This window comes from Pantoea sp. X-Soil-TKNS-1207 (assembly GCF_059730485.1).
Map to the genome: position 1 here is coordinate 171306 of NZ_AP035958.1, position 26603 is coordinate 197908.

Below are 26603 nucleotides of genomic sequence, written 5' to 3' on the forward strand. Positions count from 1 at the left end.
GCCTCAGGTTTTTGCCCGCAGCCACTCGGTCACCAGCATCGGCCAGCTGGCTAACGGCAAATCTGCCACGCCACGGATGCCAAATCCGTGGCCGCCTTTCTGATAGAAGTGAATTTCCGCCGGAACGTGGTTCTCGCGCAGCGCGCTAAAGAACACCATGCTGTTATTCACCGATACCGTCTCATCGTCCGCCGCGTGAATTAATAACGTCGGCGGCGTTTGCGCGTGCACCCGCGTTTCCAGCGAATAGGCATCAATGCTTTTCTGATCCGGCCAGGCGCCGAGCAGGCGGGTGCGCGAGCTTTCGTGCGCCAGGCCGTCACGCATACTGATCACCGGATAAAGCAGCACCATCGCATCCGGGCGCGGCGAGAAGCTATCGGCCTGATCCTGCACCGGGTAGATTTTCTCCCCGAAGCGGGTACCGAGGCTGGCCGCAACGTGACCACCCGCAGAGAAGCCCATCATCACAATATATTTGCCATTCATGCCGCGCTGCGCCCGATCGCGCAGCACGCGCACCGCACGCTGGGCATCGGCCAGCGGCGCATCCGGTCCTTCGTGATGGCCGTCGTACGGCAGACGGTAAGTCATCACCGCCAGCGTGTAGCCCATCGAGGTGAAGAAGGTGGCCAGCGCGCTGCCTTCGCGGTCGATCAGCACCCGCTGATAGCCGCCGCCAGGGGCGACCAGCAGCGTAATGCCGTTGGAATCTTCCGGGTGCCAGATCGCCATTTCCGGGCAGCGTACGCCGGTGGCGGCACGATCATAAGGTTCGTACTCTTTGGCGAGATCAACAATCTGCGGTTGTGCGCGTGAGTCGCTGGCGCCCGGCGCATCACCGTGCGGCCAGATATTAATAATTTCTGTGTGCATAAATCTGTCCTGAGCGAGTCATGTTGTCGTTTTTGTGGTCGCGGCCGGAGAAACAGCATCCTGCTGTTGTTGATTAAAACATGGTCTTTTTTGCAGCGATCGTCCAGCCGAAAGCGGAGAATTTGGGCAGATTCGGACAATGCCTGGCGCTGCGTTTAGTTGCTATAACGCATTGAATTTAAAATTAGATCGTAAGCGAGGCTAAAGCGCTTTTGCGCTTTCTGGCACAGAAATGGATCGCCGCAGGCGATAGCAGAAACTGGCAGGAATAAATGCTGCGTTAAGGCAAATTCATGCAGCAGGTGCGTTAGCCGGACTGAAGAGAAAAACGCCCCGACTGGCAGGGCGTGTGCTGATTATTGCGGCATGGCGCTGAGCGGGATAATTGCGCCGCGATGCTGAATAACGGTGCTGGCGGTGAGGTGGCCGCGTGCGGCAGCGGCATCTGGCATTGCGCCTTGCAGGCGCAATGCCAGATAGCCCGCGCTGAACGAGTCACCGGCCGCGGTGGTGTCGATCACTTTTTCTTTCGCCAGCCGGATGGCAGGCACATCGTGCAGCAGCTCGCCGTTAAGCGCCACCAGGCAGGAGTCCGCCCCGCGCTTGATAACGATTTCCTGTACGCCAGCGTCATGCGTACGCGCAATCACCGCTTCCAGCGGCTGTTCGCCCCACAGCAGATGTTCATCATCCAGCGTCAGAAAGGCGATGTCGGTGTTTTGCAGCATCGCGGCATACGCCTGCTGCGCGCTGGTTTTGTCTGCCCACAGGCGCGGGCGGTAGTTATTATCAAAAATCACTTTGCCGCCGTTGTGGCGACAGGCGCTCAGCAGCGCCATGAGTTTCTCGCGGCTGGCGGCGGGTAAAATCGCCAGGCTGATGCCGCTGAGATAGAGATAATCGTAGTGCGCCAGCTGCTGGCAAATGGCGTCCGACTGCGGGCTGTCCAGCCAGTAACGCGCCGCCGCGTCGCTGCGCCAGTACCAGAACGTACGCTCGCCGTGTTTGTCGGTTTCGATGAAGTACAGGCCGGGCATTTTATTGTCGAGCCGCTGGATTAAATCCGTCTGCACCTGTTCCTGCTGCCAGGCGGCGATCATCTGGTCACTGAAGCTGTCGGTGCCGAGTGCGGTAACGTAATCCACGCGCAGCTGCGATGCAGAGGACTGGCGCGCCAGATACACGGCGGTGTTTAGCGTATCGCCGCCAAAACCGCGTTTGATGTTCTCACCTTTTTCGGACAGCTCAATCATGCATTCGCCAATGATGGCGATTTTCTTCTGCGTCATGGTCTTCGGCCTGTAGTGAATTCTGCCCCTAGTCTCGCGTCTGGTATGGCAGTCGTCAATGTTTTTTAAAACGGTGTTTTAATTCGACTTAAGGCGCTAAAGTGGCCTTTCAGCGGCGATTTAGCGGCCAAACCCTGGCTTGTTTTGCCGATTAAGTGTGACATCCGCTGTTACACTCAAGGCCTCTTGTGGCTGCTCAGGTTATAAAGTTATCCAGGTGATAGCCGATACTTGCCGCTGAGATGCTATTTGCAGGCACTCACCACCAACCAGGAAAAAACCATGGTGATGAAGAATTTGAGTCATCGGCTGCCTTCTTCAATTGAACTGGAACAACAACAGGAAACGCGTCTCTTCTGGCAGCAGTGCCAACGATTCTATACTTTCCAGCCGATCTACCAGGTCTCGGGCCGCCTACTGGCTATTGAATTACTGACTGCGGTGACGCATCCGTCCGCACCAGAGAAACGACTTTCGCCGGAAATTTATTTTGACGCGCTGGAAATCCCGCAGCGTCTTGATGTGGTGCAGGAGCAGCTGGAGCTGCTGATGCAGTGGTCAGCGGTTTTTTGTCAGCGTCAGCTGGTGGCCTCAGTCAATATTGATGGTCCCACGCTGCTGGCGATCCAGCAGCATCCACAAATCCGCAGCCTGATTGCTCAGCTGCCCTGGGTGCGTTTTGAACTCACTGAACATCATGCATTGCCGCAGGAAGAGATGATTGCGCAGATGCCGGAACTCGGGCCGCTGTGGCTGGATGATTTTGGCTCCGGCATGGCAAACTTCTCCGCCCTGACCGAACTGCGCTACGACTACATCAAGCTATCGCGTGAATTGTTTATCCTGCTGCGTTCCAGCGATGAAGGCCGCACCCTGTTCTCCATGCTGCTGGCGCTGATTAACCGTTATTGCAACGGCGTGATTGTCGAAGGCGTGGAAACGGAAGAGGAGTGGCTACAGGTGCGCAGCTCGCCTGCGATGGCCGCGCAAGGCTACTTCTTCTCCCGCCCGGTCCCCTTTACCGAACTGGAAAACATGGCGCTGGCGCTTCCCTGATGCCGTTCCTGACCGTCTCGACTATCTTTAAGTGAGACGTGGAAGGGCAAGGAGGAAGCAGCATGTCACGTACAGGAAAAATCCTGAGTTGGGTAATTGGGATTTTTTTGTTGCTGGTTGTGGTGGTGGTGGTCCTGATTGCGACCTTTGACTGGAACCGCCTGAAACCAACCATCAACCAGAAAGTCTCGGCAGAATTGAATCGACCTTTCGCCATTCGTGGCGATCTTGGCGTGGCCTGGGTACGCAATCGTGCCGAACCTGGCTGGCGCAGTTGGGTGCCCTGGCCGCAGGTACATGCCGACGATGTGATGCTGGGTAACCCTCCGGCTATTCCTGATGTCACTATGGTGCACCTGCAGCGTGTGGAAGCGACTTTGTCGCCGCTGGCGCTGCTGCATAAGCAGGTTTATCTGCCGTGGATCAAGCTGCAACGCCCGGATGCCCGGCTGGTGCAGACCGCCGACAAACACAACAACTGGACCTTCAATCTCGCCAACAGCGGGAGCAGCGACGCCAGCGCGCCGCCGTCGGCCTGGTCTTTCCGCCTTGATAACATCCTGTTTGATCAGGGACAGATTCGCTATCGCGATGCCATCAACAAAGCTGACGTCAGCGTCACCATCAATCCGCTGGGCAAACCGGTACCCTATGCGCAGGTGGCGGGCGGCGATGATCAGCAGAAAGGGGCCGGTGACTTTGTGTTCGGCTGGCAGGCGAGCGGCACTTATAACAACCAGCGCTTAGACGGCGATGGCAAAATCGGCGGCATGTTGTCGCTGCGCAGCCAGACCACACCGTTCCCGCTGGCGCTGGATGTCCGCAACGGCACCACCCGGGTGCGCGTTAGCGGCACCCTACAGGACCCGCTGAATCTCGGCGGCCTGGATGTACGGCTGCGCTTCTCCGGCAACACGCTGGCCGATCTGTACGGCTTAACCGGCGTGCTGCTGCCAGATACGCCGCCGTATGAAACCGACGGGCATCTGATTGCGCGCTTTAACGACGGCAAAGGGCCGCTGTTTAACTACGAAAACTTTAACGGCCATATCGGCGACAGCGATATTCACGGTTCGCTCAGCTATCGGCAGGGTAAACCGCGTCCGACGCTGACCGGCGACCTTAGCTCGAATCAGCTGCGCATGGCCGATCTCGGGCCGTTAATCGGCGTCAATTCCGGCAAGGGCAGCGAGAAAACCCAGCAGGCGAAAGCGCAGCGGGGAGATGCCTCGACGCAGCCCGCCGATCGCGTGTTGCCGCATGACAAGTTCGATACCAAAAGCTGGAACGTGATGGATGCCGACGTGAAGTTCAGCGGCAAACGCATCGAACACAGCAATTCGCTGCCGTTAAGCGATCTTTATACCCATTTACAGCTGAATAATGGCGATCTGCGCCTCGACCCGCTGCGTTTTGGTATGGCGGGCGGCACGCTGAACTCCACCATCCATCTCGAAGGCGATCACAACCCGATGCGTGGCCGCGCTGATTTGCATGTGCGTAAGCTGAAGCTGCGCCAGCTGTTCCCCAATGTGCAGGCGATGCAGAACAGCCTCGGCCAGCTGAATGGCGACGCGACGCTGAGCGGCACCGGCAATTCGGTGGCGGATTTGCTCGCCACCAGCAACGGTGAGCTGAAGTTGCTGATGAACGACGGGTTGATCAGCCGCAGCCTGATGGAGATCGCCGGGCTGAATGTCGGAAATTATGTGGTGGGTAAGCTGTTTGGTGATGATGAGGTGCGTATCAACTGCGCTGCGACCGATCTCAACATTCGTCAGGGGCTGGCTACGCCGCAGCTGTTTGTGTTCGATACCGAGAATGCGGTGATTAACATCTCCGGCAGCGCCAACTTCGCCAATGAGCGGCTCGATTTGTCGATCGACCCTGAGAGCAAGGGGATTCGCATTATCACCCTGCGCTCGCCGCTTTACGTACGCGGCACCTTTAAGAACCCGGATGCCGGGGTGAAAGCCGGGCCGCTGATTGCCCGTGGTGCCGCTGCCGTGGCGCTGGGCGCGGTGGTCGCGCCAGCCGCAGCCCTGCTGGCGCTGATTTCGCCCAGCGATAACGAAAGCAATCAATGCAGCAACGTGTTGCAGCAGATGAAAAAGCAGAAGTGATCAGTTACGCCACAGCACCTTGATGATGTGGTAACCAAAGGCGGTTTTCACCGGTCCATAGGGTTGCAGTAACGGACAGCTGAAGACCGCCTTATCAAACGCCGGCACCATCTGGCCTTTGCGAAACTCGCCCAAATCGCCGCCGTTGCGCCCGGACGGGCAGGTGGAGTGTTTTTTTGCCAGCTGCTGGAAGCTCGCGCCTTTTTCCAGCTGCGCCAGCAGCGCTTTTGCCTTTGCTTCATCCTTCACCAGGATGTGTAAAGCCGCCGCGGTTTTCGCCATGATTCGGTCTCAATTGTGTATAATCGCCACGCATTATAGCCTGATACCTGCCTGCACGGATTCGTAGCGGCGCGTTTTATCGCGCTCTTTTCAAGTTAATCAAACACGCTGCTACAAACTGTGCCTTAACTGAGTGAAATCCCGTTATGCGTTTAAACCCCGGCCAACAACGTGCTGTCGAATTTGTCACCGGTCCCTGCCTGGTGCTGGCCGGTGCTGGCTCGGGTAAAACCCGTGTGATCACCAATAAAATTGCTCACCTGATCCGCGACTGCGGTTATCAGGCGCGCCATATCGCCGCCGTGACCTTTACCAACAAAGCCTCGCGTGAAATGAAAGAGCGCGTGGCGCAGACGCTGGGACGCAAAGAGGCGCGCGGCCTGATGATCTCGACGTTCCACACGCTGGGACTGGAGATTATCAAGCGGGAATATGCGGCGCTGGGGATGAAATCTACCTTTTCCCTGTTCGACGATCAGGATCAGCTGGCGCTGCTGAAAGACCTGACCAAGCAGTGGCTGGAAGAAGATAAGACGCTGGTGCAGCAGCTGATCTCCACCATATCCAACTGGAAAAACGACCTGATCGATCCGCAGGGCGCGGCAGGGCTGGCGAAATCGCAGCGTGACCAGATTTTCGCCCATTGCTACCAGTTGTACGATCAGCACCTTAAAGCCTGCAACGTGCTGGATTTTGACGATCTGATCCTGCTGCCGACCCTGTTGCTGAAACGCAACGAAGAGGTACGTGAACGCTGGCAACACCGTATCCGTTACCTGCTGGTGGATGAATATCAGGACACCAACACCAGCCAGTACGAGCTGGTAAAACTGCTGGTGGGCGCGCGGGCGCGCTTTACCGTGGTGGGTGATGATGACCAGTCGATCTACTCGTGGCGTGGCGCCCGGCCGCAAAACCTGGTGTTGCTGAAAGAGGATTTCCCGGCGCTGGAGGTGGTCAAGCTGGAGCAGAATTACCGTTCCTCGCAGCGTATCCTGAAAGCCGCCAACATTCTGATCGCCAATAACCCGCACGTATTTGAGAAGCGTCTGTTTTCTGAACTGGGCCTCGGCAGTGAACTCAAAGTGCTGACCGCGAACCATGAAGAGCATGAGGCGGAGCGCGTGGCCGGTGAACTGATTGCGCATCACTTTATCAATAAGACGCAGTACAAGGATTACGCCATTCTCTATCGCGGCAACCATCAGTCGCGCGTGTTTGAGAAGCTGCTGATGCAGAACCGTATCCCGTATCGTATCTCTGGCGGCACCTCGTTTTTCTCGCGGCCGGAGATTAAAGACCTGCTCGCCTATCTGCGCGTACTGACCAATCCGGCCGATGACAGCGCGTTCCTGCGCATTGTGAACACCCCGCGCCGCGAGATTGGCCCGGCCACGCTGCAAAAACTGGGTGAGTGGGCCAATGTGCGCAACAAGAGTTTGTTCAACGCCAGTTTTGATATGGGGCTGGGGCAAACCCTGACCGGACGCGGGCTGGAGCATCTGCAACGTTTTACCGGCTGGCTGAATGAGGTGATCCAGCTGGCTGAGCGCGAACCGATCAATGCGGTGCGCGATCTGATCCGCGGCATCGATTACGAAAGCTGGCTGTTTGAAACCTCACCCAGCCCGAAAGCGGCTGAAATGCGGATGAAAAACGTCAATTTGCTGTTCCAGTGGATGACCGAGATGCTGGAAGGGAGCGAGCTGGATGAGCCAATGACGCTGGCGCAGGTGGTGACGCGCTTTACCCTGCGCGACATGATGGAGCGCGGTGAAAGCGATGAAGACACGGACCAGGTACAGCTGATGACGCTGCACGCCTCGAAAGGACTGGAGTTCCCGTACGTTTATCTGGTGGGCATGGAAGAAGGTTTGTTGCCGCATCAGAGCAGCATCGATGAGAACAATATCGAGGAGGAGCGCCGTCTGGCATACGTGGGGATTACCCGTGCGCAGAAGGAGCTGACCTTCACGCTGTGTCGCGAACGTCGTCAGTATGGCGAGCTGGTGCGCCCGGAGCCGAGCCGTTTCCTGCTGGAGTTGCCGCAGGATGATGTGGTGTGGGAGCGCGAGAAAAAGGTGGTCAGCGCCGAAGAACGCATGAAAACCGGACAGACGCGCGTCGCCGGACTGCGCGCCATGCTGGAGAAGGCAAAAAAAGAGTCGTAGCGGCGCGATCTGCCGGGCGACAAATCGCGCTGTTAAAGGAGATAGGCGTCAATCAGGAGATGGTCAGCAACCAATGCACATACGACTGGTAATGGCTCTCCTGCTCCAGCAGCTCCGCGCGCAGCGGATGCGCCTCCAGCCAGCCGGCTGGCAACGTCAGATGCAGCGCATCATCGTCCGCCTGCAAACGCACTGCCGGTAAGGTGTCATCACGACGGCGGCTGGAGAAGATAATCGCCAGACGCAGCAGACGGCACAGACGCTCAGCCAGACGCGGCGGCACTGCATTTTGCTGGGTCAGTAACGCGAGATCGATGCTGCCGCTCTGGTTCTGCAACAGGCAGGCCAGCAGTTTTTTCTGGGCGGGGGTATAGCCGGGAAGATCGAGATGGCGAATCAGATAAGCGGCGTGCTGCGAGGCCTGACGAAAATCAACGCTCAGGCCAATTTCGTGAATCGAACAGGCGCTGAGCAGCAGATCGCGACATCGATGGTCCAGCTTCCAGCTGGCGCTTACCTGACGAAAAAAGCTTTCCGCCAGCTGACGAACGCGTCCCGCCTGATCGACATCGATGGTAAAACGACGCTGTACGTTTTGCAGCGTGCGGCTGCGAATATCGCGATCGATCGGCAGATGCAGCATACCGTAGACCAGTCCTTCGCGCAGTGCGCCGCCGGCCAGCGTCATGCTTTCGATATTGAGTTCCTGGAAAATCGCGATCAGGATCGACAGGCCGCTGGGGAAAACCAGCGCACGCTCTAAAGTCAGTCCTTCAATTTCCAGTTCTTCCAGTTTGCCGCACTGAATGGCGCGCTGTTTCAGCTGTTGCAGTTTGCTCAGGGTGATGCGTTCATCCATCCCCTGCGCCACCATAATTTCCTGTAGCGCCTGCACGGTGCCAGACGCACCGACACAAATCTGCCAGCCTTTTTCCTGCAAAGCCGCGACAACCGGACGGATCATTTCGCGCGCGGCCAGTTCGGCCTGAGCAAAATTCTCTTTCGCCAGATGGCGATCGCTGAAGTAACGCTCCAGCCAGGTAACGCAACCCATCGACAGGCTAAACAACGCGGTGGCATGGGAGCCTTCGCCCGTCACCAGCTCGGTGCTGCCGCCGCCAATATCCACCACCAGACGCTGATCGGAACCGCCCGTGGTGTGGGCCACGCCCTGATAAATCAGGCGCGCTTCTTCTTCGCCACTGATCACATTGATCGGGCAACCCAGAATCTGTTCAGCGGTGGCGAGGAAATCCTGCGCGTTTGCGGCAAGACGCAGAGTGGCAGTGGCAACCACGCGAATCTGCTCGGGGGGAATATCCTGTAACTGTTCGGAGAAAAGTTTCAGACACTGCCAGCCGCGCTGCATCGCTTCGGCTGAGAGCTGGCTTTCTTTATCCAGACCGGCAGCCAGGCGCACCTTACGTTTTATGCGCGCGACCGTCTGAATGCTGCCGGAGACTTCGCGCACCACCAACATATGGAAGCTGTTGGAACCCAGATCAATCGCAGCATAAAGTGACGATGCGCTCAGCATGGTGTGCTTAACCCGAACGTTTACGGTTGTTGTTACGTGGTGCGCCACTGCGACGGTTGGCATTGTTGCCACCACGACGCGGGCCATTACCGGAACGGTTACGGGTCAGACGTTTCGGCGGTGGCAGGTTATCCAGCAGCGCTTCGCTGTTGTATTTGCTCACCGGAATGCCGTGGCCGATATACTCTTCGATTGCAGGCAGATTCAGTGCGTACTCTTCACAGGCCAGGCTGATGGAGTGACCGCTGGCACCGGCGCGGCCGGTACGGCCAATACGGTGGACGTAATCTTCGCGATCGTCGGGCAGGTCGTAGTTGAATACGTGCGTTACCGCAGGAATATGCAGACCACGCGCGGCGACATCGGTTGCCACCAGGATATCCACATCACCTTTGGTGAAGTCGTCGAGAATACGCAGACGCTTCTTCTGCGCCACATCACCCGTCAGCAGACCCACGCGATGACCATCGGCAGCCAGGTGGCCCCAGATATCTTCACAACGATGCTTGGTGTTAGCGAAGACGATGGCGCGATCCGGCCACTCTTCTTCCAGCAGGGTTTGCAGCAGACGCATCTTCTCTTCGTTTGACGGATAGAAAAGTTCTTCTTTGATGCGGTGGCCGGTTTTCTGTTCCGGTTCCACTTCGACGTATTCGGCGTTGTTCATATGTTCGAACGCCAGTTCACGAACGCGGTAAGACAGCGTCGCGGAGAACAGCATACTCAGACGCTGTGTCGCAGGGGGAATACGGCGGAAGACCCAGCGAATATCTTTGATAAAGCCAAGGTCGAACATGCGGTCGGCTTCATCCAGCACCACCACCTGAATTGCGCCCAGGTTGATGTGGTTCTGTTTGGCGTAGTCGATCAGGCGTCCGGTGGTGCCCACCAGAATATCGACGCCTTGTTCCAGCACTTTCAGCTGTTTATCGTAGCCGTCGCCGCCGTAGGCCAGACCCAGCTTCAGGCCGGTGGCACGCGCCAGCGGTTCTGCATCGGCATGGATCTGCACCGCCAGCTCACGCGTTGGTGCCATGATTAAGGCGCGCGGCTGATTCACCTGACGGCCTTCAGCCGCAGGATGAGTAAGAAGATGATGAAACGTTGACGTCAGGAACGCCATCGTTTTGCCGGTACCGGTTTGCGCCTGACCCGCAACGTCACGCCCTGAAAGCGTAAGAGGTAACGCGAGCGCCTGAATCGGCGTGCAGTTATGAAAACCTTTAGTATCAAGGGCTTCCACTACCTGAGGGTGCAGGGCGAAGTCGGAAAACTTCTGTTCTGTTAAGTGTGTTTTGCTCATAGTGTGGTAGAATATCAGCTTACTATCGCTTTACGAAAGCGTATCCGATGAAATAAAGTCAACCTACGTTGGTAAATTTTACGCCAATTCGCCAGGCATAATCTTGTGGAGTAAAACATGAGCAGCGATAAAATCGTTCACCTGACCGATGACAGTTTCGACACCGATGTGCTGAAAGCAGACGGTGTGACACTGGTAGATTTCTGGGCTGAATGGTGTGGTCCTTGCAAAATGATCGCGCCGATCCTTGATGAAGTCGCAGAAGAGTACGACGGTAAGCTCACCATCGCCAAGTTGAACATTGACGACAACCCGGGCACCGCGCCGAAGTATGGCATTCGCGGCATTCCGACCCTGCTGCTGTTTAAGAACGGCGAGGTGGCGGCTACCAAAGTTGGCGCACTGTCAAAAGGCCAGCTGAAAGAGTTCCTGAACGCTAACCTGGGCTAAGCCCGGCGCGGTGTTTCGTCCGCAGTGGCGAATTTTTTCTCCACTGCTGGACGTCTCCGATTTAGCGTGATAAGTTGTCGATACTGCATTACGCACTTACCTTGTAGTTTGCATCTAAGATTTCCCTTGTCAGACCCTATTCGATTTGAACGTTTTCGTGGTTTGGCAATCTGACGGCTAGTACCCCTGGCATCATTCTCGACCGTCTCCTCGCTTCCTATCGCCATCCCTGACGATATTCGTCGAGCAGAGTCGAAAAGAGCCATTAAACAGGCATGGAATATTCGCCATACCATTCACGACAAACATTTCGAGAATTACCCCGAGTTTAAGAACCCATCACTATGAATCTTACCGAATTAAAGAATACGCCGGTTTCTGAGCTGATTACTCTCGGCGAAAATATGGGACTGGAAAACCTGGCGCGCTTGCGCAAACAGGACATTATTTTCGCCATTCTGAAGCAGCATGCGAAGAGTGGTGAAGACATCTTCGGTGATGGTGTGCTGGAGATTCTGCAGGATGGATTTGGTTTCCTCCGTTCTTCAGATAGCTCCTACCTCGCCGGTCCTGACGACATCTACGTTTCTCCCAGCCAAATCCGCCGCTTCAACCTCCGCACTGGTGATACCATCTCCGGTAAAATTCGTCCGCCGAAAGAAGGTGAGCGTTATTTTGCCCTGCTGAAGGTTAATGAAGTTAACTACGATAAGCCGGAAAACGCCCGTAGTAAGATTCTGTTCGAAAACCTCACGCCGCTGCACGCTAACAGTCGTCTGCGTATGGAGCGGGGTAATGGCTCAACTGAAGACCTGACTGCACGCGTGCTGGATCTGGCTTCACCGATTGGCCGTGGTCAGCGTGGTCTGATTGTCGCACCGCCGAAAGCCGGTAAAACCATGCTGCTGCAGAACATCGCGCAGAGCATTGCGTACAATCACCCGGATTGCGTGCTGATGGTGCTGCTGATCGACGAACGTCCGGAAGAAGTTACCGAGATGCAGCGTCTGGTCAAAGGTGAAGTTATCGCTTCTACCTTCGACGAACCGGCTTCCCGTCACGTACAGGTTGCTGAGATGGTGATCGAGAAGGCCAAGCGCCTGGTCGAGCACAAAAAAGACGTGATCATTCTGCTCGACTCCATCACCCGTCTGGCGCGTGCTTACAACACCGTGGTTCCGGCCTCAGGTAAAGTCCTGACCGGTGGTGTGGACGCCAACGCCCTGCATCGTCCGAAGCGTTTCTTCGGTGCGGCACGTAACGTGGAAGAGGGCGGCAGCCTGACCATCATCGCTACCGCGCTGGTTGATACCGGTTCGAAGATGGACGAAGTGATCTACGAAGAATTTAAAGGTACCGGCAACATGGAACTGCACCTTTCCCGTAAAATTGCGGAAAAACGTGTGTTCCCGGCGATTGACTACAACCGCTCTGGTACCCGTAAAGAAGAACTGCTCACCTCTTCTGAAGAGTTGCAGAAGATGTGGATCCTGCGCAAAATCATCCATCCGATGGGTGAAATCGATGCGATGGAGTTCCTCATCAACAAACTGGCCATGACCAAAACCAACGACGAATTCTTCGATATGATGAAGCGTTCCTGACGCGTTGGGTGCGAAAAGTTCCTCAGCAGCTCTTTTCGCACAAATTGCCAGGATTTCTTGCTAACGCCACGTCTTAACGTGGCGTTTTTCATTTGCGGGCATTAGGATTATGCCAGTCGGGAGTATTTATAATGACTGTGGCAGATGTGCTGATTTTTTCATCAATCGCGCACCTCTAAGGCAGAATTCGGACTCGGGATGAACGGCAAAGGCGGGAAATTTGCTTATTGTTATCCACGATTTTAGCTGAGAGCGTTAACGTGAATTTACTCACTATGAGTACTGAGCTTGGTTTAGTTTTTCTTTTTTCCTTAGCGTTCCTGTTTTTTGCTCGTAAAGCGGCTAAAAAAATCGGGTTGGTTGACACGCCTAATTCCAGAAAACGCCATCATGGCGCGATTCCGCTGGTAGGCGGTATTTCCGTCTACGCGGGTATCTGCTTCGCTTTTGCTATCTCCAATTACTATCTTCCCCATGCTCTGCTGTATATCTGCTGCGCCGGTGTGCTGGTGCTGGTGGGGGCGCTTGACGATCGTTTCGACATCAGCGTGAAGATTCGCGCCTCGGTACAGGCCGCGATTGCCGTGGTGATGATGGTTGGCGCCAAACTCTATTTGCTCAGCCTCGGTTTTATTATTGGCCCGGTCGAACTGATTGTTGGCCCGTTTGGTTACGTGCTGACGCTGTTTGCCGTCTGGGCGGCAATTAACGCCTTTAATATGGTCGACGGCATTGATGGCCTGCTCGGCGGCCTGTCCTGCGTCACCTTCGGTGCGATGGGCATCATCCTCTATTTTGACGGGCAAACCAGCCTGGCGATGTGGTGCTTCGCGATGATTGCCGCCACCATTCCTTATATTCTGCTCAACCTCGGTTTCCTTGGCCGTCGCTACAAAGTGTTTATGGGCGATGCCGGCAGCACCATGATCGGGTTCACCATTATCTGGATACTGCTGGAAACCACGCAGGGTCTGAGCCATCCGATTACGCCAGTCACCGCGCTGTGGCTGATTGCCATCCCGCTGATGGACATGGTTGCCATCATGTATCGTCGTCTGCGCAAAGGGATGAGTCCGTTTTCTGCCGATCGCCAGCACATTCATCATCTGATTATGCGTGCCGGTTTCACCTCACGGCAGGCGTTCCTGCTGATCACCATTGCCGCTGCGATCCTCGCGGGTATCGGCGTGTTGGGCGAATATCTGGCGTTCATCCCGGAGTGGGTGATGCTGATCCTGTTTATGGCGGCGTTTTCTCTTTATGGCTATTGCCTGAAGCACGCCTGGCGCGTTGCGCGCAAAGTCCGTCGTATCAAACGTCGCTGGCAAAGTGCTGGCGATGATAAAAAATAAATTACCCAGATAAGTACCCGGATAAGGACACTTTTGTTATGACCTCTGTCGTTGTGGAGAATGAACTGGATATACGCGGCCTGTGCTGTGCGTTATGGCGGGGTAAACGCTGGGTGGTCGGTCTGGCCTTGCTGTTCGCGCTGCTGGCATGGCTGGCGTCGATGCTGATGAAGCAGGCATGGAGCACCACGGCGATCACCGATCGGCCCACGGTTAACATGCTGGGGGACTATTTCGTCCAGCAGCAATTCCTGAATAATCTGGATGTGCGCAACAATACGCTGAGCCTGAACACCCCCGCGCCGACGGTGATGGATGAGGTCTATCAGGAGTTCACCATGCAGCTGGCCTCCTGGGATACGCGGCGGGATTTCTGGTTGCAGACCGACTACTACAAAAGTCGTAAAACCGGTAACGCACACAACGATGCGGCCTTGCTTGACGATATGATTACCAATATCCAGTTCACACCGGCTGACCCGGCGCACAACACGCTGGATAACATCAAGCTGGTGGCGGAAAGCGCCAGCGATGCCAACAACCTGCTGCGTCAGTATATCGCTTACGCCAGCCAGCGTGCGGCCAGCCATCTGAATGCTGAACTGAAAGGGGCCTGGCAGGCGCGAAGCGAGCAGTTGCAGGCCCAGGTGCAGCGTCAGGAGAACGTGGCGCAGGCGGTGTTTGAACGTCAGCGTCAGCGTATTCAGCAGGCGCTGAAAGTGGCCAGCCAGCAGGGAATCAAAGAGAACCGCGCACCGGCCAATAGCGAAGCGCTGCCGGACAGCGACCGTTTCCTGCTCGGGCAGCAAATGTTACAGGCCCAGCTCGATACCTTGCAGGCCAGCGGACCTGCGTACGATTTAAGCTATGATCAAAACAAAGCGATGCTGACTTCGCTGCAGGCGGGACCGCGTCTGGATAAACAGTTCCAGACTTATCGCTATCTGCGTACCCCGGAAGAACCGGTGACGCGCGATAGCCCACGTCGCCTGTTTATGATGATCATGTGGGGCGTCATCGGCGCGCTGGTGGGTGCGGGGGTAGCATTGGTGCGGCGCCCGCGTCCGACGTTACCAACGACTCATTAAGAGAAGCCGCGTGAAAGTTCTGACCGTATTTGGTACTCGTCCCGAGGCGATCAAAATGGCACCGCTGGTGCAGGCGCTGGCGCAGGACGCTGCGTTTGAGTCGCGTCTGTGCGTCACGGCACAGCATCGGGAAATGCTCGATCAGGTACTGCGTCTGTTCAACCTGCAACCTGATTATGATCTCAATATTATGCGTCCCGAGCAGGGACTGACTGAAATCACCTGCCGTATTTTGCAGGGCATGAAAACCGTACTGGCCGATTTCCAGCCCGATGTGGTGCTGGTGCACGGCGATACCACCACCACGCTGGCCGCCAGCCTGGCCGCGTTCTACCACCAGATCCCGGTCGGCCATGTCGAAGCGGGTCTGCGCACCGGCAACCTGATGTCGCCGTGGCCGGAGGAGGCGAACCGCACGCTGACCGGCCATCTGGCGAGTTATCACTTCACTCCCACCGAGAATTCGCGCCAGAATCTGTTGCGTGAAAATCTGCCGGAGTCGCGCATTTTCGTCACCGGCAACACGGTGATTGATGCGTTGCTGTGGGTACGCGATCGCGTGCTGGATGATGCCGATCTTAACGCCCGGCTGGCCGCACGCTATCCGTTCCTGGAAACGGATAAAAAGCTGATTCTGGTCACCGGCCATCGCCGCGAGAGTTTTGGCGGCGGTTTCGAGCGCATTTGCAGCGCCCTGGCGCAGATTGCGCGCCAGCATCCGCAGGTGCAAATTGTCTATCCGGTGCACCTTAATCCCAACGTCAGCGAGCCGGTGAACCGCATCCTGAGCGGCATCGAAAATATCGTGCTGATCGAACCGCAGGAGTATCTGCCGTTTGTCTGGCTGATGAACCGCGCCTGGCTGATCCTCACCGATTCCGGCGGCATCCAGGAAGAGGCGCCGTCGCTGGGCAAACCGGTGCTGGTGATGCGCGACACCACCGAGCGGCCTGAAGCGGTTGAAGCGGGCACGGTGAAGCTGGTGGGGACCGATATCGCCAAAATTCTTGCCGAAGTCAGCCTGCTGTTGCAGGACGATGATGCCTGGCACGCCATGAGCCATGCGCACAATCCTTATGGCGACGGCCAGGCCTGCGCGCGCATTTTGCAGGCCCTTAAAAATCACAGAGCATAATTATGAGTTTTCACACCATTTCCGTCATTGGACTGGGCTACATTGGGCTGCCAACGGCGGCCGTTTTTGCTTCTCGGGGAATTAACGTGGTGGGCGTCGATATCAACGCCCGCGCCGTCGACACCATTAATCGTGGTGAAATCCATATTGTCGAGCCGGAACTGGGCGACGTGGTGCGGGACGCGGTCAGCAGCGGCCATCTGCGCGCCACCACCCAGGCGGAAGCGGCCGATGCCTTTCTGATCGCCGTGCCGACGCCGTTTATTGACGATCATCAGCCAGACCTCAGTTATGTGCAGGCGGCCGCCAGCGCCATCGCCCCGGTATTAAAGACGGGCGACCTGGTGATCCTTGAATCGACCTCGCCGGTAGGAACCACGGAGCAGCTGGCGTCATGGCTGGCGACGGCGCGCCCGGATCTGCGCTTTCCGCAGCACGGCGATGCGGTGGATGTGGCTATCGCCTACTGCCCGGAACGCGTACTGCCCGGCAAAGTGATGGTGGAGCTGATTGAAAACGACCGCGTGATTGGCGGCATGACGCCAGCCTGTTCCGCGCGCGCCAGCGCGTTATATCGAATTTTCCTGCGCGGCGCCTGTGTGGAAACCAACGCGCGCACCGCCGAGATGTGCAAGCTGACGGAAAACAGCTTCCGTGACGTCAATATCGCGTTTGCCAATGAACTGTCGCTGATCTGCGCGGAACAGGGGATCAACGTCTGGGAACTGATCGCCCTCGCCAACCGTCATCCGCGCGTCAATATTCTGCAACCCGGTCCGGGCGTGGGCGGCCACTGCATCGCCGTCGATCCCTGGTTTATCGTGGCGCAAAATCCGCAGCAGGCGCGTCTGATCCGCACCGCGCGGGAAGTCAACGACGCCAAACCGCACTGGGTGCTGGATCAGGTGAAACAGGCGCTGGCCGAATGTCTGACCGCCAGCGGCAAGCGCGCCAGCGAGGTGACCATCGCCTGCTTTGGTCTGGCGTTTAAACCCAACATTGACGATCTGCGTGAAAGCCCGGCGATGACGGTCGCCCATCTGATTGCCGACTGGCACAGCGGCGCCACCTGGGTGGTGGAACCGCATATCAACGACATCCCTGCACGCCTCGCTCAGGTTGCCACGCTGGTTGACACTACAGAAGCGCTGCAACACGCCGATATCCTGGTGATGCTGGTCGATCACACACCGTTCCGCGCCATTGATGCCGCGCAGGTAACGCAGCCGTGGATCGTCGATACTAAAGGAGTCTGGCGATGAAACAATTTCTGGTTACCGGCGGCGCCGGTTTTATCGGGTCAGCGCTGGTGCGCTTCCTGATCCAACATACCGACCATCGCGTGGTGGTGGTGGATAAACTCAGCTATGCCGGCAATCTGGCATCGCTGGCCGCAGTGCAGCAGGATGCGCGTTTCGCCTTTGAACAGGTGGATATCTGCGATCGTGCGGCGCTGGATCGGGTACTGGCGCAGTATCAGCCGGATTGCATCATGCATCTGGCGGCGGAAAGCCATGTTGACCGCTCGATTGACGGGCCGATCGCGTTTATCGAGACCAATATCGTTGGCACCTATCAACTGCTGGAAGCGGCGCGTCATTACTGGAACGGCATGGCGGATGAGCGCAAGAAAGCCTTTATTCTGCACCATATCTCCACCGATGAAGTGTTTGGCGACCTGCACGGCAGCGACGATTTCTTTACCGAAACCACCCCATACGCGCCGAGCAGCCCCTATTCGGCCACCAAGGCCAGCAGCGATCACCTGGTGCGTGCCTGGCTGCGCACCTACGGCCTGCCGATTATCATTACCAACTGCTCCAACAACTATGGTCCCTGCCACTTCCCGGAGAAGCTGATCCCGCTCACCATCATCAATGCGCTGGCGGGGAAAGCGTTGCCGGTGTATGGCAACGGCAGCCAGATTCGTGACTGGCTCTACGTTGAAGACCATGCGCGTGCGCTTTATACCGTAGTGAGCAGCGGCAAAGTGGGGGAAACCTACAATATCGGCGGCCATAACGAGCGACGTAACCTCGACGTGGTGGAGACGTTGTGCGATCTGCTGGACGAACTGGCTCCGCAGCATAAAGCTGAGGGGCTGGCGCGCTATCGTGATCTGATCACCTTTGTTACCGATCGTCCCGGCCATGACCAGCGCTATGCTATCGACGCCAGTAAAATCGCGCGCGAGCTGGGCTGGACGCCGCAGGAAACCTTTGAGAGCGGCATTCGTAAAACCGTGCAGTGGTATCTCGACAACCCGCAATGGTGGCAGGCGATTCTCAATGGCAGCTATCGCGGTGAGCGACTGGGTTTAGCCACACCGCGTTAACCCCGCAGGAGGAGCAGCGATGAAAGGCATCATATTAGCCGGTGGATCGGGCACGCGTTTGCATCCGATTACCCGGGCGATCTCCAAGCAACTGTTGCCGATCTATGACAAGCCGATGATCTACTATCCGCTGTCGGTGCTGATGCTGGCCGGTATTCGCGAAATCCTGATTATCACCACCCCGGAAGATCGCAGCCACTTTGAGCGCCTGCTCGGTGACGGCAGCGAGTTTGGTCTGCAACTGCATTACGCCGAGCAGCCCAGCCCCGACGGTCTGGCGCAGGCGTTTATCATCGGTGAACGTTTTATTGGCGATGATAGTTGTTGTCTGGTGCTGGGCGATAACCTCTATTTCGGCCAGGGATTCAGTCCCAAGCTGAAAAAAGTGGCGGCCCGCCGCCAGGGCGCAACGGTATTCGCCTATCAGGTCATGGACCCGGAACGTTTCGGCGTGGTGGAGTTTGATGACGACTTCAATGCGCTGTCGATTGAGGAAAAACCGCAGCAGCCAAAATCGCGCTGGGCGGTGACCGGGTTGTATTTCTACGACAACCGGGTCGTGGAGTTTGCGAAGCAGGTGCAGCCTTCGGCGCGCGGCGAGCTGGAAATCACCGCCATCAACCAGATGTACCTCGACCAGGGAGAGCTGGCGGTAGAACTGCTCGGTCGTGGTTTTGCCTGGCTGGATACTGGCACCCACGACAGCCTGATTGAAGCCAGTATGTTCGTGCAAACGGTGGAGAAACGTCAGGGCTTTAAGATTGCCTGTCTGGAAGAGATTGCCTGGCGTAACGGCTGGCTGAGCGATGATCAGTTGCTGGCGGCCGCTCAGGCGTTAACCAAAACTGGCTACGGCCAGTATCTGCTGGATGTTCTGCATGCCCGTCCGCGTCAGTATTAACCCGTTGCCGTGGGAAAGCGGCTTCTTCGCCCGGCAAACTGCGCGTCTCGATGTGGATGGCGACACGCCGCTGACGCAGGCGTTGCAGCAACCCCTGGCGCTGTGGCAGATGAAGGTCGCGGCCGATCGCAATGACGTGATTGATGTCATCAGCCAGCACGGCTTTCAGCTGGTGGAAGGGGAAGCTGACCTCGCCATCAACATCAAACGCACCGAGCGGCAAACCGGCGTGCGTATCGCGCGCGAAGCGCAAATTCCGCAACTGCGGGCGGCGGCGGCGCAGGCCTTCCGGTTGAGTCGTTTCCGTGCCCCCTGGTTTGATGCCGATGACAGCAGCCGTTTCTATGCGCAGTGGATTGAAAACGCGGTGCGCGGCACCTTCGATAACCAATGCCTGATTGCCTGCGATGAGCAGGGCGCGTTGCAGGGGTTTGTCTCGATGCGCGAACAGGGGGAAGATGCGCGCATTGGCCTGCTGGCGGTGCTACCGGCGGCGCAGGGCAACGGTATTGGTCAGCGGCTGCTGCTGGCGGCGGCCGACTGGGGCCGGGTCCGTCAGCTTAATCGCCTGCGTGTTGCCACGCAGCTCAGCAATCTCACGGCGATGCGCCTCTATTTACGCAGCGGTGCGCGGCTGGAAAGCACCGCTTACTGGTTCTACAGGAACGCACATGATCCCATTTAATGCGCCCCCGGTTGTGGGCACCGAAGTTGAATATATGCAGTCGGCGATGGCCAGCGGCAAGCTGTGCGGCGACGGTGGCTTTACCCGCCGCTGCCAGCAGTGGATGGAGCAGCATTTCGGCAGCAAAAAAGTGCTGCTGACCCCCTCCTGTACCGCCTCGCTGGAGATGACCGCGCTGCTGATTGATATCCAGCCCGGTGATGAAGTGATTATGCCGAGCTACACCTTTGTCTCGACCGCCAACGCCTTTGTGCTGCGCGGCGCGACCATCGTGTTTGTTGATGTGCGGCCCGATACGCTGAATATCGACGAAACCCTGATTGAAGCGGCCATCACCGCCAAAACCCGCGCGATCGTGCCGGTTCACTACGCCGGGGTCGCCTGCGAAATGGACACCATCATGGCGCTGGCGGCGAAGCACAACCTGTACGTGATCGAAGACGCGGCGCAGGGCGTGATGGCGCAATACAAAGGGCGTGCGCTGGGCACCATCGGCCATATTGGCTGCTTCAGCTTCCATGAAACTAAGAACTACACCGCGGGCGGTGAAGGCGGCGCCACGCTGATTAACGAAGCGAAGCTGGTGGAACGTGCGGAGGTAATCCGCGAAAAAGGCACCAACCGCAGCCAGTTCTTCCGGGGGCAGGTGGATAAATATACCTGGCGCGATATCGGTTCCAGCTACCTGATGGCGGACCTGCAAGCGGCGTATCTCTGGGCGCAGCTGGAGGCGGCCGAACGTATCAACCAGCAGCGCTTGCGCCTGTGGAACCACTACTATGCCGCGCTGCAACCGCTGGCCGCCGCCGGACGTCTGGAACTGCCGGTGGTGCCAGGCGACTGCCGCCACAATGCGCATATGTTTTACATCAAACTGCGCGACAGCAACGATCGTCAGGCATTGATTAACTGGATGAAAGAAGCGGAAATTCTTACCGTGTTCCACTACATCCCGCTGCACTCCTCACCGGCCGGAGAGCGCTTTGGACGCTTCCACGGCACCGATGCGGTGACCACGCGTGAAAGCGAGCGCCTGCTGCGTCTGCCGCTGTTCTACAACCTGTCGGACAACAATCAGCGTACGGTAATCAGTTCGCTGCTGAGTTTCTTTGCCTGATGTCGCTGGCTAAAGCCTCGGTGTGGACCGCCTCGTCCACGCTGGTCAAAATTGTCGCGGGTCTGCTGGTGGTCAAATTGCTGGCCGTCAGCTTCGGACCGGAAGGGGTCGGCCAGGCCGGTAACTTTCGTCAGATGATCACCGTCCTTGGCGTGCTGGCCGGGGCGGGCATTTTCAACGGCGTGACCACTTATGTGGCGCAATTTCAGCAGCAACCGGCGTCGCTGCGGGCCGTCACCGGCACCGCGTCTGCAATGGTTCTGGGATTCTCTACGCTGCTGGCGCTGGTGTTTCTGCTGGCCGCCGGGCCGATCAGCCAGGCGCTGTTCGGTCATGGCGATTATCAGGGCGTGGTGCGCATCGTGGCGTTTTTGCAGCTCGGCATCGCCTGGGCCAATCTGACGCTGGCGTTGTTAAAAGGCTTTCGCGATGCGCGCGGCAATGCGCTGGCGCTGATCGCCGGAAGCCTGATCGGCGTGCTGGCCTATGTGCTGTGCTGGTGGATTGGCGGTTATGCCGGTGCGCTGGTTGGCCTGGCGCTGGTGCCTGCGCTGGTGGTATTCCCGGCGCTAGTGATGCTGCGTCGCCATCATCAGGTGCTGCCGCTACGCTGGCTGAAGCCGGTGTGGCAGCCGGAGCTGGCGCGCAATCTGGCGAAGTTCACCCTGATGGCCCTGATTACCTCGGTCACGCTACCGGTAGCCTGGGTGATGATGCGTAACCTGCTGGCGGCGCAACAGGGCTGGGCGCAGGTGGGCCTGTGGCAGGGCGTGACCAGTATCTCTGATGCCTATCTGCAATTTATTACCGCCACCTTTAGCGTCTGGCTGCTGCCGACGCTGGCGCGACTGGAGCATAAGCCGCAGATCGCGCGGGAAATCCTGCGGGCGCTGCGCTTTGTTCTGCCTGCGGTAGCCGCCGCCAGTTGCTGTGTCTGGCTGCTGCGCGATGTTGCCATCTGGCTGCTGTTTTCCCCGCAGTTTGCCGCCATGCGCGATCTGTTTATCTGGCAGCTATGCGGCGACGTGTTTAAAGTCGGCGCCTATGTTTTCGGATACCTGGTGATCGCCAAAGCTTCGCTGCGCTTCTATATTCTGACCGAAATCAGTCAGTTTATTCTGCTGATGGCCTTTTCTCACTGGCTGATTCCGCTGCACGGCACCGTCGGTGCGGCGCAGGCCTATATGGCGACCTATATCTGCTACTTCGCCCTTTGCTGTGGCGCTTTCACCCTTTATTGCCGGAAAAAATGACCTTAACTCATGTGCTGGGATCGGATATCCCTCATCACAACCAGACGGTGCTGCGCTTCTTTAATGAGGTGATGAGCACAGAACTGCCCGCTGCCGCGCCGCGCCGTTTTATGGTGGTGACGCAAAACCCGGCAGCGCTGACGGCGTATCAGGCGCTGCATATCGAAACCTTCCCGGACAAACGCGCGCTGGCGCAGGCGGTGACGGCGCGGGCGAGCGATCGTCGGCAGCGCTTCTTTTTCCACGGCCAGTTTAATCCGGGTCTCTGGCTGGCGCTGCTGAACGGCAAGCTGCGGCGTCATCAGGCGTTCTGGCATGTATGGGGCGCGGATTTGTATGAAGAGGGCCGTGGTCTGCGGTATCGGTTGTTCTATCTGTTGCGGCGTATGGCGCAGGGACGGGTGGCGCGGGTGTTCGCCACACGCGGCGATCTGCACCATTATCAGCAGCGCCATCCGCGTGTGCCGACCTCACTGCTTTATTTCCCAACGCGGATGCCGGAATGTGCCGTGCCGGTGGCGGAGCGTGGGGAGTTCACCGTGCTGTTGGGCAATTCGGGCGATCGCAGCAACCGTCATATCGCCGGTTTGCAGGCGATCCGCGCGCAGTTCGGCGAGCAGGTGAAGGTGGTGGTGCCGCTGGGCTATCCCACTGATAACGACGCTTATATTGATGAGATTGCCAGCGAGGCGAGCCGCCTGTTTCCGCACGGGCAGGTGACGCTGCTGCGCGATAAGATCGCGTTCGACGACTATCTGACGCTGCTAAGCCGCTGCCACCTGGGCTATTTTATGTTTGAACGCCAGCAGGGGATTGGTACCATCTGCCTGCTGATTCAGGCCGGTATTCCGTTTGTGCTGAATCGTAACAACCCTTTCTGGCGCGATCTTAGCGAGCAGGGGCTGCCGGTGTTGTTCAGCGACGATGCGCTGGATAGCGCGCGAGTGGCGGAAGCGCAGCGCCAGCTGGCGCAGTGTGATCCAGCCGCGATGGCTTTTTTGGCCCCTGGCTATCTGGCGGGGTGGCGTGATGCGCTCACTCTGAGTGACACGGAGACATTATGACCCTCATGCAGTTCAGCGGTCTGCTGGTGGTTTATCTGTTCTCGCTGGGGTTCATTCTGACCCTCACATGGCGGGAATTTAAACGGGTGCGGTTTAACTTCCACCTGTTCTTTACCATTCTGTTTTTGCTGACTTTTTATTTCGGCTTCCCGCTCACCAGCGTGCTGGTGTTCCGCTTTAATATGGCGGTGGTTCCGGCAGAGTATCTGTTGCAGGCGCTGCTGGCCGCGACCAGCTTTTATGCTATTTACTACGTCAGCTACAAAGTGCGTTTAAGCGCCGCCCGCGCCGCGCCGCGCAAGCCGTGGCTGCACATGAACCGGGTGGAGACCAATCTTACCTGCCTGCTGCTGGCGCTGGTGGCAATCGGCACGGTGACGGTGTTCTTTATGCACAACGGCCTGCTGCTGTTCCGGCTGACGGCGTACAACCAGATTTTCTCCAGTGAAGTTTCTGGCGTGGCGCTCAAGCGCTTCTTCTATTTCTTCATCCCGGCGATGCTGATCCGTTACTTCCTCAATCCGACGCAGCGCCAGTGGCTGCTGTTTTTGCTGGTGTCCGTCGCCTTTGGCCTGCTGACCTATGCCCTGGTGGGCGGTACGCGCGCCAATATCATCATCGCATTTGCCCTGTTCCTGTTTATTGGGATTACCCGTGGCTGGATCACGTTGTGGATGCTGGCGGGCGCCGGGGTAATGGCGATTGGCGGCATGTTCTGGCTGGCGCTGCGGCGTTACAACCTCGATGTGATGGGGGATGAGGCGTTTTACACCTTCCTTTATCTGACGCGCGACACCTTCTCGCCGTGGGAAAATCTGGGATTGCTCTTGCAGCATTACGACAAGATCGCGTTCCAGGGCCTGGCGCCGATGTGGCGTGACTTCTATGTCTTTATCCCCAGCTGGCTGTGGCCGGGACGTCCTTCGATGGTGCTGAACAGCGCCAACTACTTTACCTGGGAAGTGCTGAACAACCATTCCGGGCTGGCGATATCGCCGACGCTGATCGGCTCGCTGCTGGTGATGGGCGGCGTGTGGTTTATTCCGCTGGGCGCGGTTGCCGTTGGGATGCTGATGAAGGGCTTCGACAACCTGTACGCGCTGGGTCGCAACGAGACCAACCGCTACAGCGGCGCTATTCTGCAAAGTTTCTGTTTCGGTGCGGTGTTCAACATGATTGTGCTGGCGCGTGAAGGGCTGGATGCGTTTGGGTCACGCGTGGTGTTTTTCTGCATTATTTTTGCCGCCTGTTTGCTGGTGGCGAAGCTGTTGTACTGGTTGCTGGACCGTGCCGGGCTGATTCGTCCGCGCGGTGAGGCCGCAGCAACAGGCTCCTCTTTTCCTTCGGCACAGCGGGACGTTTGATTTTGGATACGATAAAAACAGAGCCGCTGCGTTATCCCCTGCGCGGTATTGAACTCTACGCCTTTCGCGACATGGCGGCCTTTCTGCAATTTCTGCTGCCGGATGACCAGCCGCGCAGCGGCACGCTGGTGGCGATCAACGCGGAAAAGATGCTGACGCTGGAAAGCGATGCGGAAGTGCGCGGATTGATTGAGCAGGCCGAATTCAAATATGCGGATGGCATCAGCATCGTGCGTTCGCTGCGCAAGAAGTATCCACAGTTAGAGGTAAACCGTATTGCCGGTGCCGATTTATGGGAAGCGCTGATGGCGCGTGCCGGGCGCAGCGGCATTCCGGTGTTTTTAATTGGCGGCCAGCAGGCGGTGTTGCAGGAGACCTGCGACAAACTGCGTCGTCAGTGGAATGTGAACATCGTCGGCAGCCAGGACGGCTATTTTGCGCCTGCGGAACGTGAGGCGCTGTTTGCCCGCATTGCCGCCAGCGGGGCACAGATTGTGACCGTGGCGCTGGGATCGCCGCGTCAGGAGCTGCTGATGCGTGATTGTCGCGCTCACTGGCCCCATGCGCTGTATATGGGGGTAGGAGGGACCTACGATGTCTTTACCGGTCGGGTGGCGCGCGCGCCGCGTTGCTGGCAAAAATTAGGGCTGGAGTGGCTATATCGCCTTATTCGTCAGCCATCACGCTGGCGTCGTCAGATAAAATTGCTGAAATATTTAGGCTATCACTGGCGTGGCGATCTCTGATGTTGCTGATTAATTCGTCAATTAATCGCTGCGCAAAGGGAAAAGTGCAGCATTTATCGACGGAATGCACAAAGCGTAATCAAACGCGTTTTTTTATGAAAAAAGCATTGGACAGCATGGTATCAAATCCGTAATATGCCCATCCGCAACGGCGCTACGCGCCCGTAGCTCAGCTGGATAGAGCGCTGCCCTCCGGAGGCAGAGGTCTCAGGTTCGAATCCTGTCGGGCGCGCCATTAAGTTTGTGCGCAAGAGCTTCGGTGGTTTTAGATACCGCGTTAGGCAGTAAAAAAGCAGTACGTAGGTGAGTTTCACTTACACACCAGATTTATGGTGGCTATAGCTCAGTTGGTAGAGCCCTGGATTGTGATTCCAGTTGTCGTGGGTTCGAGTCCCATTAGCCACCCCAGATTTTGCTGGGACATGCGAAGGTGGCGGAATTGGTAGACGCGCTAGCTTCAGGTGTTAGTGTCTTAACGGACGTGAGGGTTCAAGTCCCTCTCTTCGCACCAGGCAAAATATTAAGATAATAAAAAATCGGCGAGTAGCGCAGCTTGGTAGCGCAACTGGTTTGGGACCAGTGGGTCGGAGGTTCGAATCCTCTCTCGCCGACCATCTTAATATGAAAAACAACCTGCTAAGAGCAGGTTTTTTTTCGTCCAGAGAAAAGTGAAATGTGTGACATGTCTCTGTTTTGCGACGTTCATGTCATTGATTTATTAGATATTTACCTATCCTTGCACTGGCTGTCGCCCGACAGAGACACTCTTAAGCCCCCTTGTCGCGAATTCCCGACATTCTGCCCGCCTGGCAAAATCCCCTGTAATTTAACTCATTGATTTAAAATAATTTAATTGCCATCCTGCAATTGTG

The 26603-nt window shown here is 57.2% G+C and carries 22 protein-coding genes and 4 tRNA genes; 21 read left to right on the forward strand and 5 right to left on the reverse strand.

Features of this window, described 5'->3' with window-relative positions; translation table 11 throughout:
• Nucleotides 1-3: 3 nt before the first annotated feature.
• Together AC6I8V_RS00730 and kdgK are read right to left on the reverse strand one after the other, a co-directional pair.
• Nucleotides 4-876: an alpha/beta hydrolase gene (locus AC6I8V_RS00730; RefSeq protein ID WP_497844049.1), complete on the reverse strand. Its 873-nt coding sequence runs from the start codon at nucleotides 874-876 to the stop codon at nucleotides 4-6.
• A gap of 356 nt (nucleotides 877-1232) precedes the next feature.
• Entirely contained in the window at nucleotides 1233-2165 is a 933-nt protein-coding gene (gene kdgK, locus AC6I8V_RS00735; protein WP_497844050.1) for a 2-dehydro-3-deoxygluconokinase, read from the reverse strand.
• A 282-nt stretch (nucleotides 2166-2447) separates the two neighbouring features.
• Between kdgK and pdeH the strand changes: the two genes are divergently transcribed.
• Together pdeH and AC6I8V_RS00745 are read left to right on the forward strand one after the other, a co-directional pair.
• The gene (gene pdeH, locus AC6I8V_RS00740; protein ID WP_497844051.1) at nucleotides 2448-3221 is read left to right on the forward strand and encodes a cyclic-guanylate-specific phosphodiesterase; all 774 of its coding nucleotides are present in this window, start codon (nucleotides 2448-2450) and stop codon (nucleotides 3219-3221) included.
• Nucleotides 3222-3283: 62 nt separating this feature from the next.
• Nucleotides 3284-5344: an AsmA family protein gene (locus tag AC6I8V_RS00745; RefSeq protein WP_497844052.1), complete on the forward strand. Its 2061-nt coding sequence runs from the start codon at nucleotides 3284-3286 to the stop codon at nucleotides 5342-5344.
• On the opposite strand, the gene ppiC is transcribed toward AC6I8V_RS00745, so the two are convergent.
• Nucleotides 5345-5626, reverse strand: a complete 282-nt coding sequence (gene ppiC, locus AC6I8V_RS00750; RefSeq protein ID WP_497844053.1) for a peptidylprolyl isomerase PpiC — start codon at nucleotides 5624-5626, stop codon at nucleotides 5345-5347.
• 146 nt (nucleotides 5627-5772) lie between these two features.
• Here ppiC and rep point away from each other — a divergent pair, with 146 nt between their 5' ends.
• Entirely contained in the window at nucleotides 5773-7797 is a 2025-nt protein-coding gene (gene rep / locus AC6I8V_RS00755; RefSeq protein WP_497844054.1) for a DNA helicase Rep, read from the forward strand.
• 52 nt (nucleotides 7798-7849) lie between these two features.
• On the opposite strand, the gene ppx is transcribed toward rep, so the two are convergent.
• Nucleotides 7850-9334: an exopolyphosphatase gene (gene ppx / locus AC6I8V_RS00760; RefSeq protein ID WP_497845738.1), complete on the reverse strand. Its 1485-nt coding sequence runs from the start codon at nucleotides 9332-9334 to the stop codon at nucleotides 7850-7852.
• A gap of 7 nt (nucleotides 9335-9341) precedes the next feature.
• Entirely contained in the window at nucleotides 9342-10637 is a 1296-nt protein-coding gene (rhlB, locus tag AC6I8V_RS00765; RefSeq protein WP_497844055.1) for an ATP-dependent RNA helicase RhlB, read from the reverse strand.
• A gap of 117 nt (nucleotides 10638-10754) precedes the next feature.
• Between rhlB and trxA the strand changes: the two genes are divergently transcribed.
• From trxA to AC6I8V_RS00855, 18 genes are all read left to right on the forward strand, one after another.
• Complete coding sequence (trxA, locus tag AC6I8V_RS00770; protein WP_021183775.1) at nucleotides 10755-11087, forward strand: thioredoxin TrxA; 333 nt, start codon at nucleotides 10755-10757, stop codon at nucleotides 11085-11087.
• A gap of 344 nt (nucleotides 11088-11431) precedes the next feature.
• Complete coding sequence (gene rho, locus AC6I8V_RS00775) at nucleotides 11432-12691, forward strand: transcription termination factor Rho (RefSeq protein ID WP_497844056.1); 1260 nt, start codon at nucleotides 11432-11434, stop codon at nucleotides 12689-12691.
• 275 nt (nucleotides 12692-12966) lie between these two features.
• Nucleotides 12967-14043: a UDP-N-acetylglucosamine--undecaprenyl-phosphate N-acetylglucosaminephosphotransferase gene (wecA, locus tag AC6I8V_RS00780; RefSeq protein ID WP_497844057.1), complete on the forward strand. Its 1077-nt coding sequence runs from the start codon at nucleotides 12967-12969 to the stop codon at nucleotides 14041-14043.
• A 38-nt stretch (nucleotides 14044-14081) separates the two neighbouring features.
• Nucleotides 14082-15131 carry an ECA polysaccharide chain length modulation protein gene (gene wzzE / locus AC6I8V_RS00785; protein ID WP_497844058.1) on the forward strand — a complete coding sequence of 350 codons (1050 nt, stop codon included), beginning with the start codon at nucleotides 14082-14084 and terminating at the stop codon, nucleotides 15129-15131.
• A 10-nt stretch (nucleotides 15132-15141) separates the two neighbouring features.
• Nucleotides 15142-16266, forward strand: a complete 1125-nt coding sequence (wecB, locus tag AC6I8V_RS00790; protein WP_497844059.1) for a non-hydrolyzing UDP-N-acetylglucosamine 2-epimerase — start codon at nucleotides 15142-15144, stop codon at nucleotides 16264-16266.
• Between the two features lie 2 nt (nucleotides 16267-16268).
• Nucleotides 16269-17528, forward strand: a complete 1260-nt coding sequence (gene wecC, locus AC6I8V_RS00795) for a UDP-N-acetyl-D-mannosamine dehydrogenase (RefSeq protein ID WP_497844060.1) — start codon at nucleotides 16269-16271, stop codon at nucleotides 17526-17528.
• Nucleotides 17525-18601 (forward strand): dTDP-glucose 4,6-dehydratase, encoded by a 1077-nt coding sequence (rffG, locus tag AC6I8V_RS00800; RefSeq protein ID WP_497844061.1) that lies wholly within the window; start codon nucleotides 17525-17527, stop codon nucleotides 18599-18601. Before wecC ends, rffG begins: the two co-directional genes overlap by 4 nt.
• 19 nt (nucleotides 18602-18620) lie before the next feature.
• Complete coding sequence (gene rfbA, locus AC6I8V_RS00805; protein ID WP_497844062.1) at nucleotides 18621-19502, forward strand: glucose-1-phosphate thymidylyltransferase RfbA; 882 nt, start codon at nucleotides 18621-18623, stop codon at nucleotides 19500-19502.
• Nucleotides 19480-20187 carry a dTDP-4-amino-4,6-dideoxy-D-galactose acyltransferase gene (gene rffC / locus AC6I8V_RS00810; RefSeq protein ID WP_497844063.1) on the forward strand — a complete coding sequence of 236 codons (708 nt, stop codon included), beginning with the start codon at nucleotides 19480-19482 and terminating at the stop codon, nucleotides 20185-20187. The genes rfbA and rffC overlap by 23 nt, the downstream gene beginning before the upstream one ends.
• The gene (gene rffA, locus AC6I8V_RS00815; protein ID WP_497844064.1) at nucleotides 20174-21304 is read left to right on the forward strand and encodes a dTDP-4-amino-4,6-dideoxygalactose transaminase; all 1131 of its coding nucleotides are present in this window, start codon (nucleotides 20174-20176) and stop codon (nucleotides 21302-21304) included. The genes rffC and rffA overlap by 14 nt, the downstream gene beginning before the upstream one ends.
• Entirely contained in the window at nucleotides 21304-22557 is a 1254-nt protein-coding gene (gene wzxE / locus AC6I8V_RS00820) for a lipid III flippase WzxE (protein WP_497844065.1), read from the forward strand. The genes rffA and wzxE overlap by 1 nt, the downstream gene beginning before the upstream one ends.
• Nucleotides 22554-23621, forward strand: a complete 1068-nt coding sequence (gene wecF / locus AC6I8V_RS00825) for a TDP-N-acetylfucosamine:lipid II N-acetylfucosaminyltransferase (protein ID WP_497844066.1) — start codon at nucleotides 22554-22556, stop codon at nucleotides 23619-23621. Before wzxE ends, wecF begins: the two co-directional genes overlap by 4 nt.
• On the forward strand, nucleotides 23618-24985 hold the full coding sequence (gene wzyE / locus AC6I8V_RS00830) for an ECA oligosaccharide polymerase (RefSeq protein WP_497844067.1): 1368 nt from the start codon (nucleotides 23618-23620) through the stop codon (nucleotides 24983-24985). The genes wecF and wzyE overlap by 4 nt, the downstream gene beginning before the upstream one ends.
• On the forward strand, nucleotides 24982-25731 hold the full coding sequence (gene wecG, locus AC6I8V_RS00835; protein WP_497844068.1) for a lipopolysaccharide N-acetylmannosaminouronosyltransferase: 750 nt from the start codon (nucleotides 24982-24984) through the stop codon (nucleotides 25729-25731). Before wzyE ends, wecG begins: the two co-directional genes overlap by 4 nt.
• 158 nt (nucleotides 25732-25889) lie before the next feature.
• A tRNA-Arg gene (locus AC6I8V_RS00840) sits at nucleotides 25890-25966 on the forward strand.
• 97 nt (nucleotides 25967-26063) lie between these two features.
• Nucleotides 26064-26139, forward strand: a tRNA-His gene (locus AC6I8V_RS00845).
• Nucleotides 26140-26155: 16 nt separating this feature from the next.
• Nucleotides 26156-26242, forward strand: a tRNA-Leu gene (locus AC6I8V_RS00850).
• Nucleotides 26243-26268: 26 nt separating this feature from the next.
• Nucleotides 26269-26345: transfer RNA gene (locus tag AC6I8V_RS00855), tRNA-Pro, on the forward strand.
• Nucleotides 26346-26603: the final 258 nt, after the last annotated feature.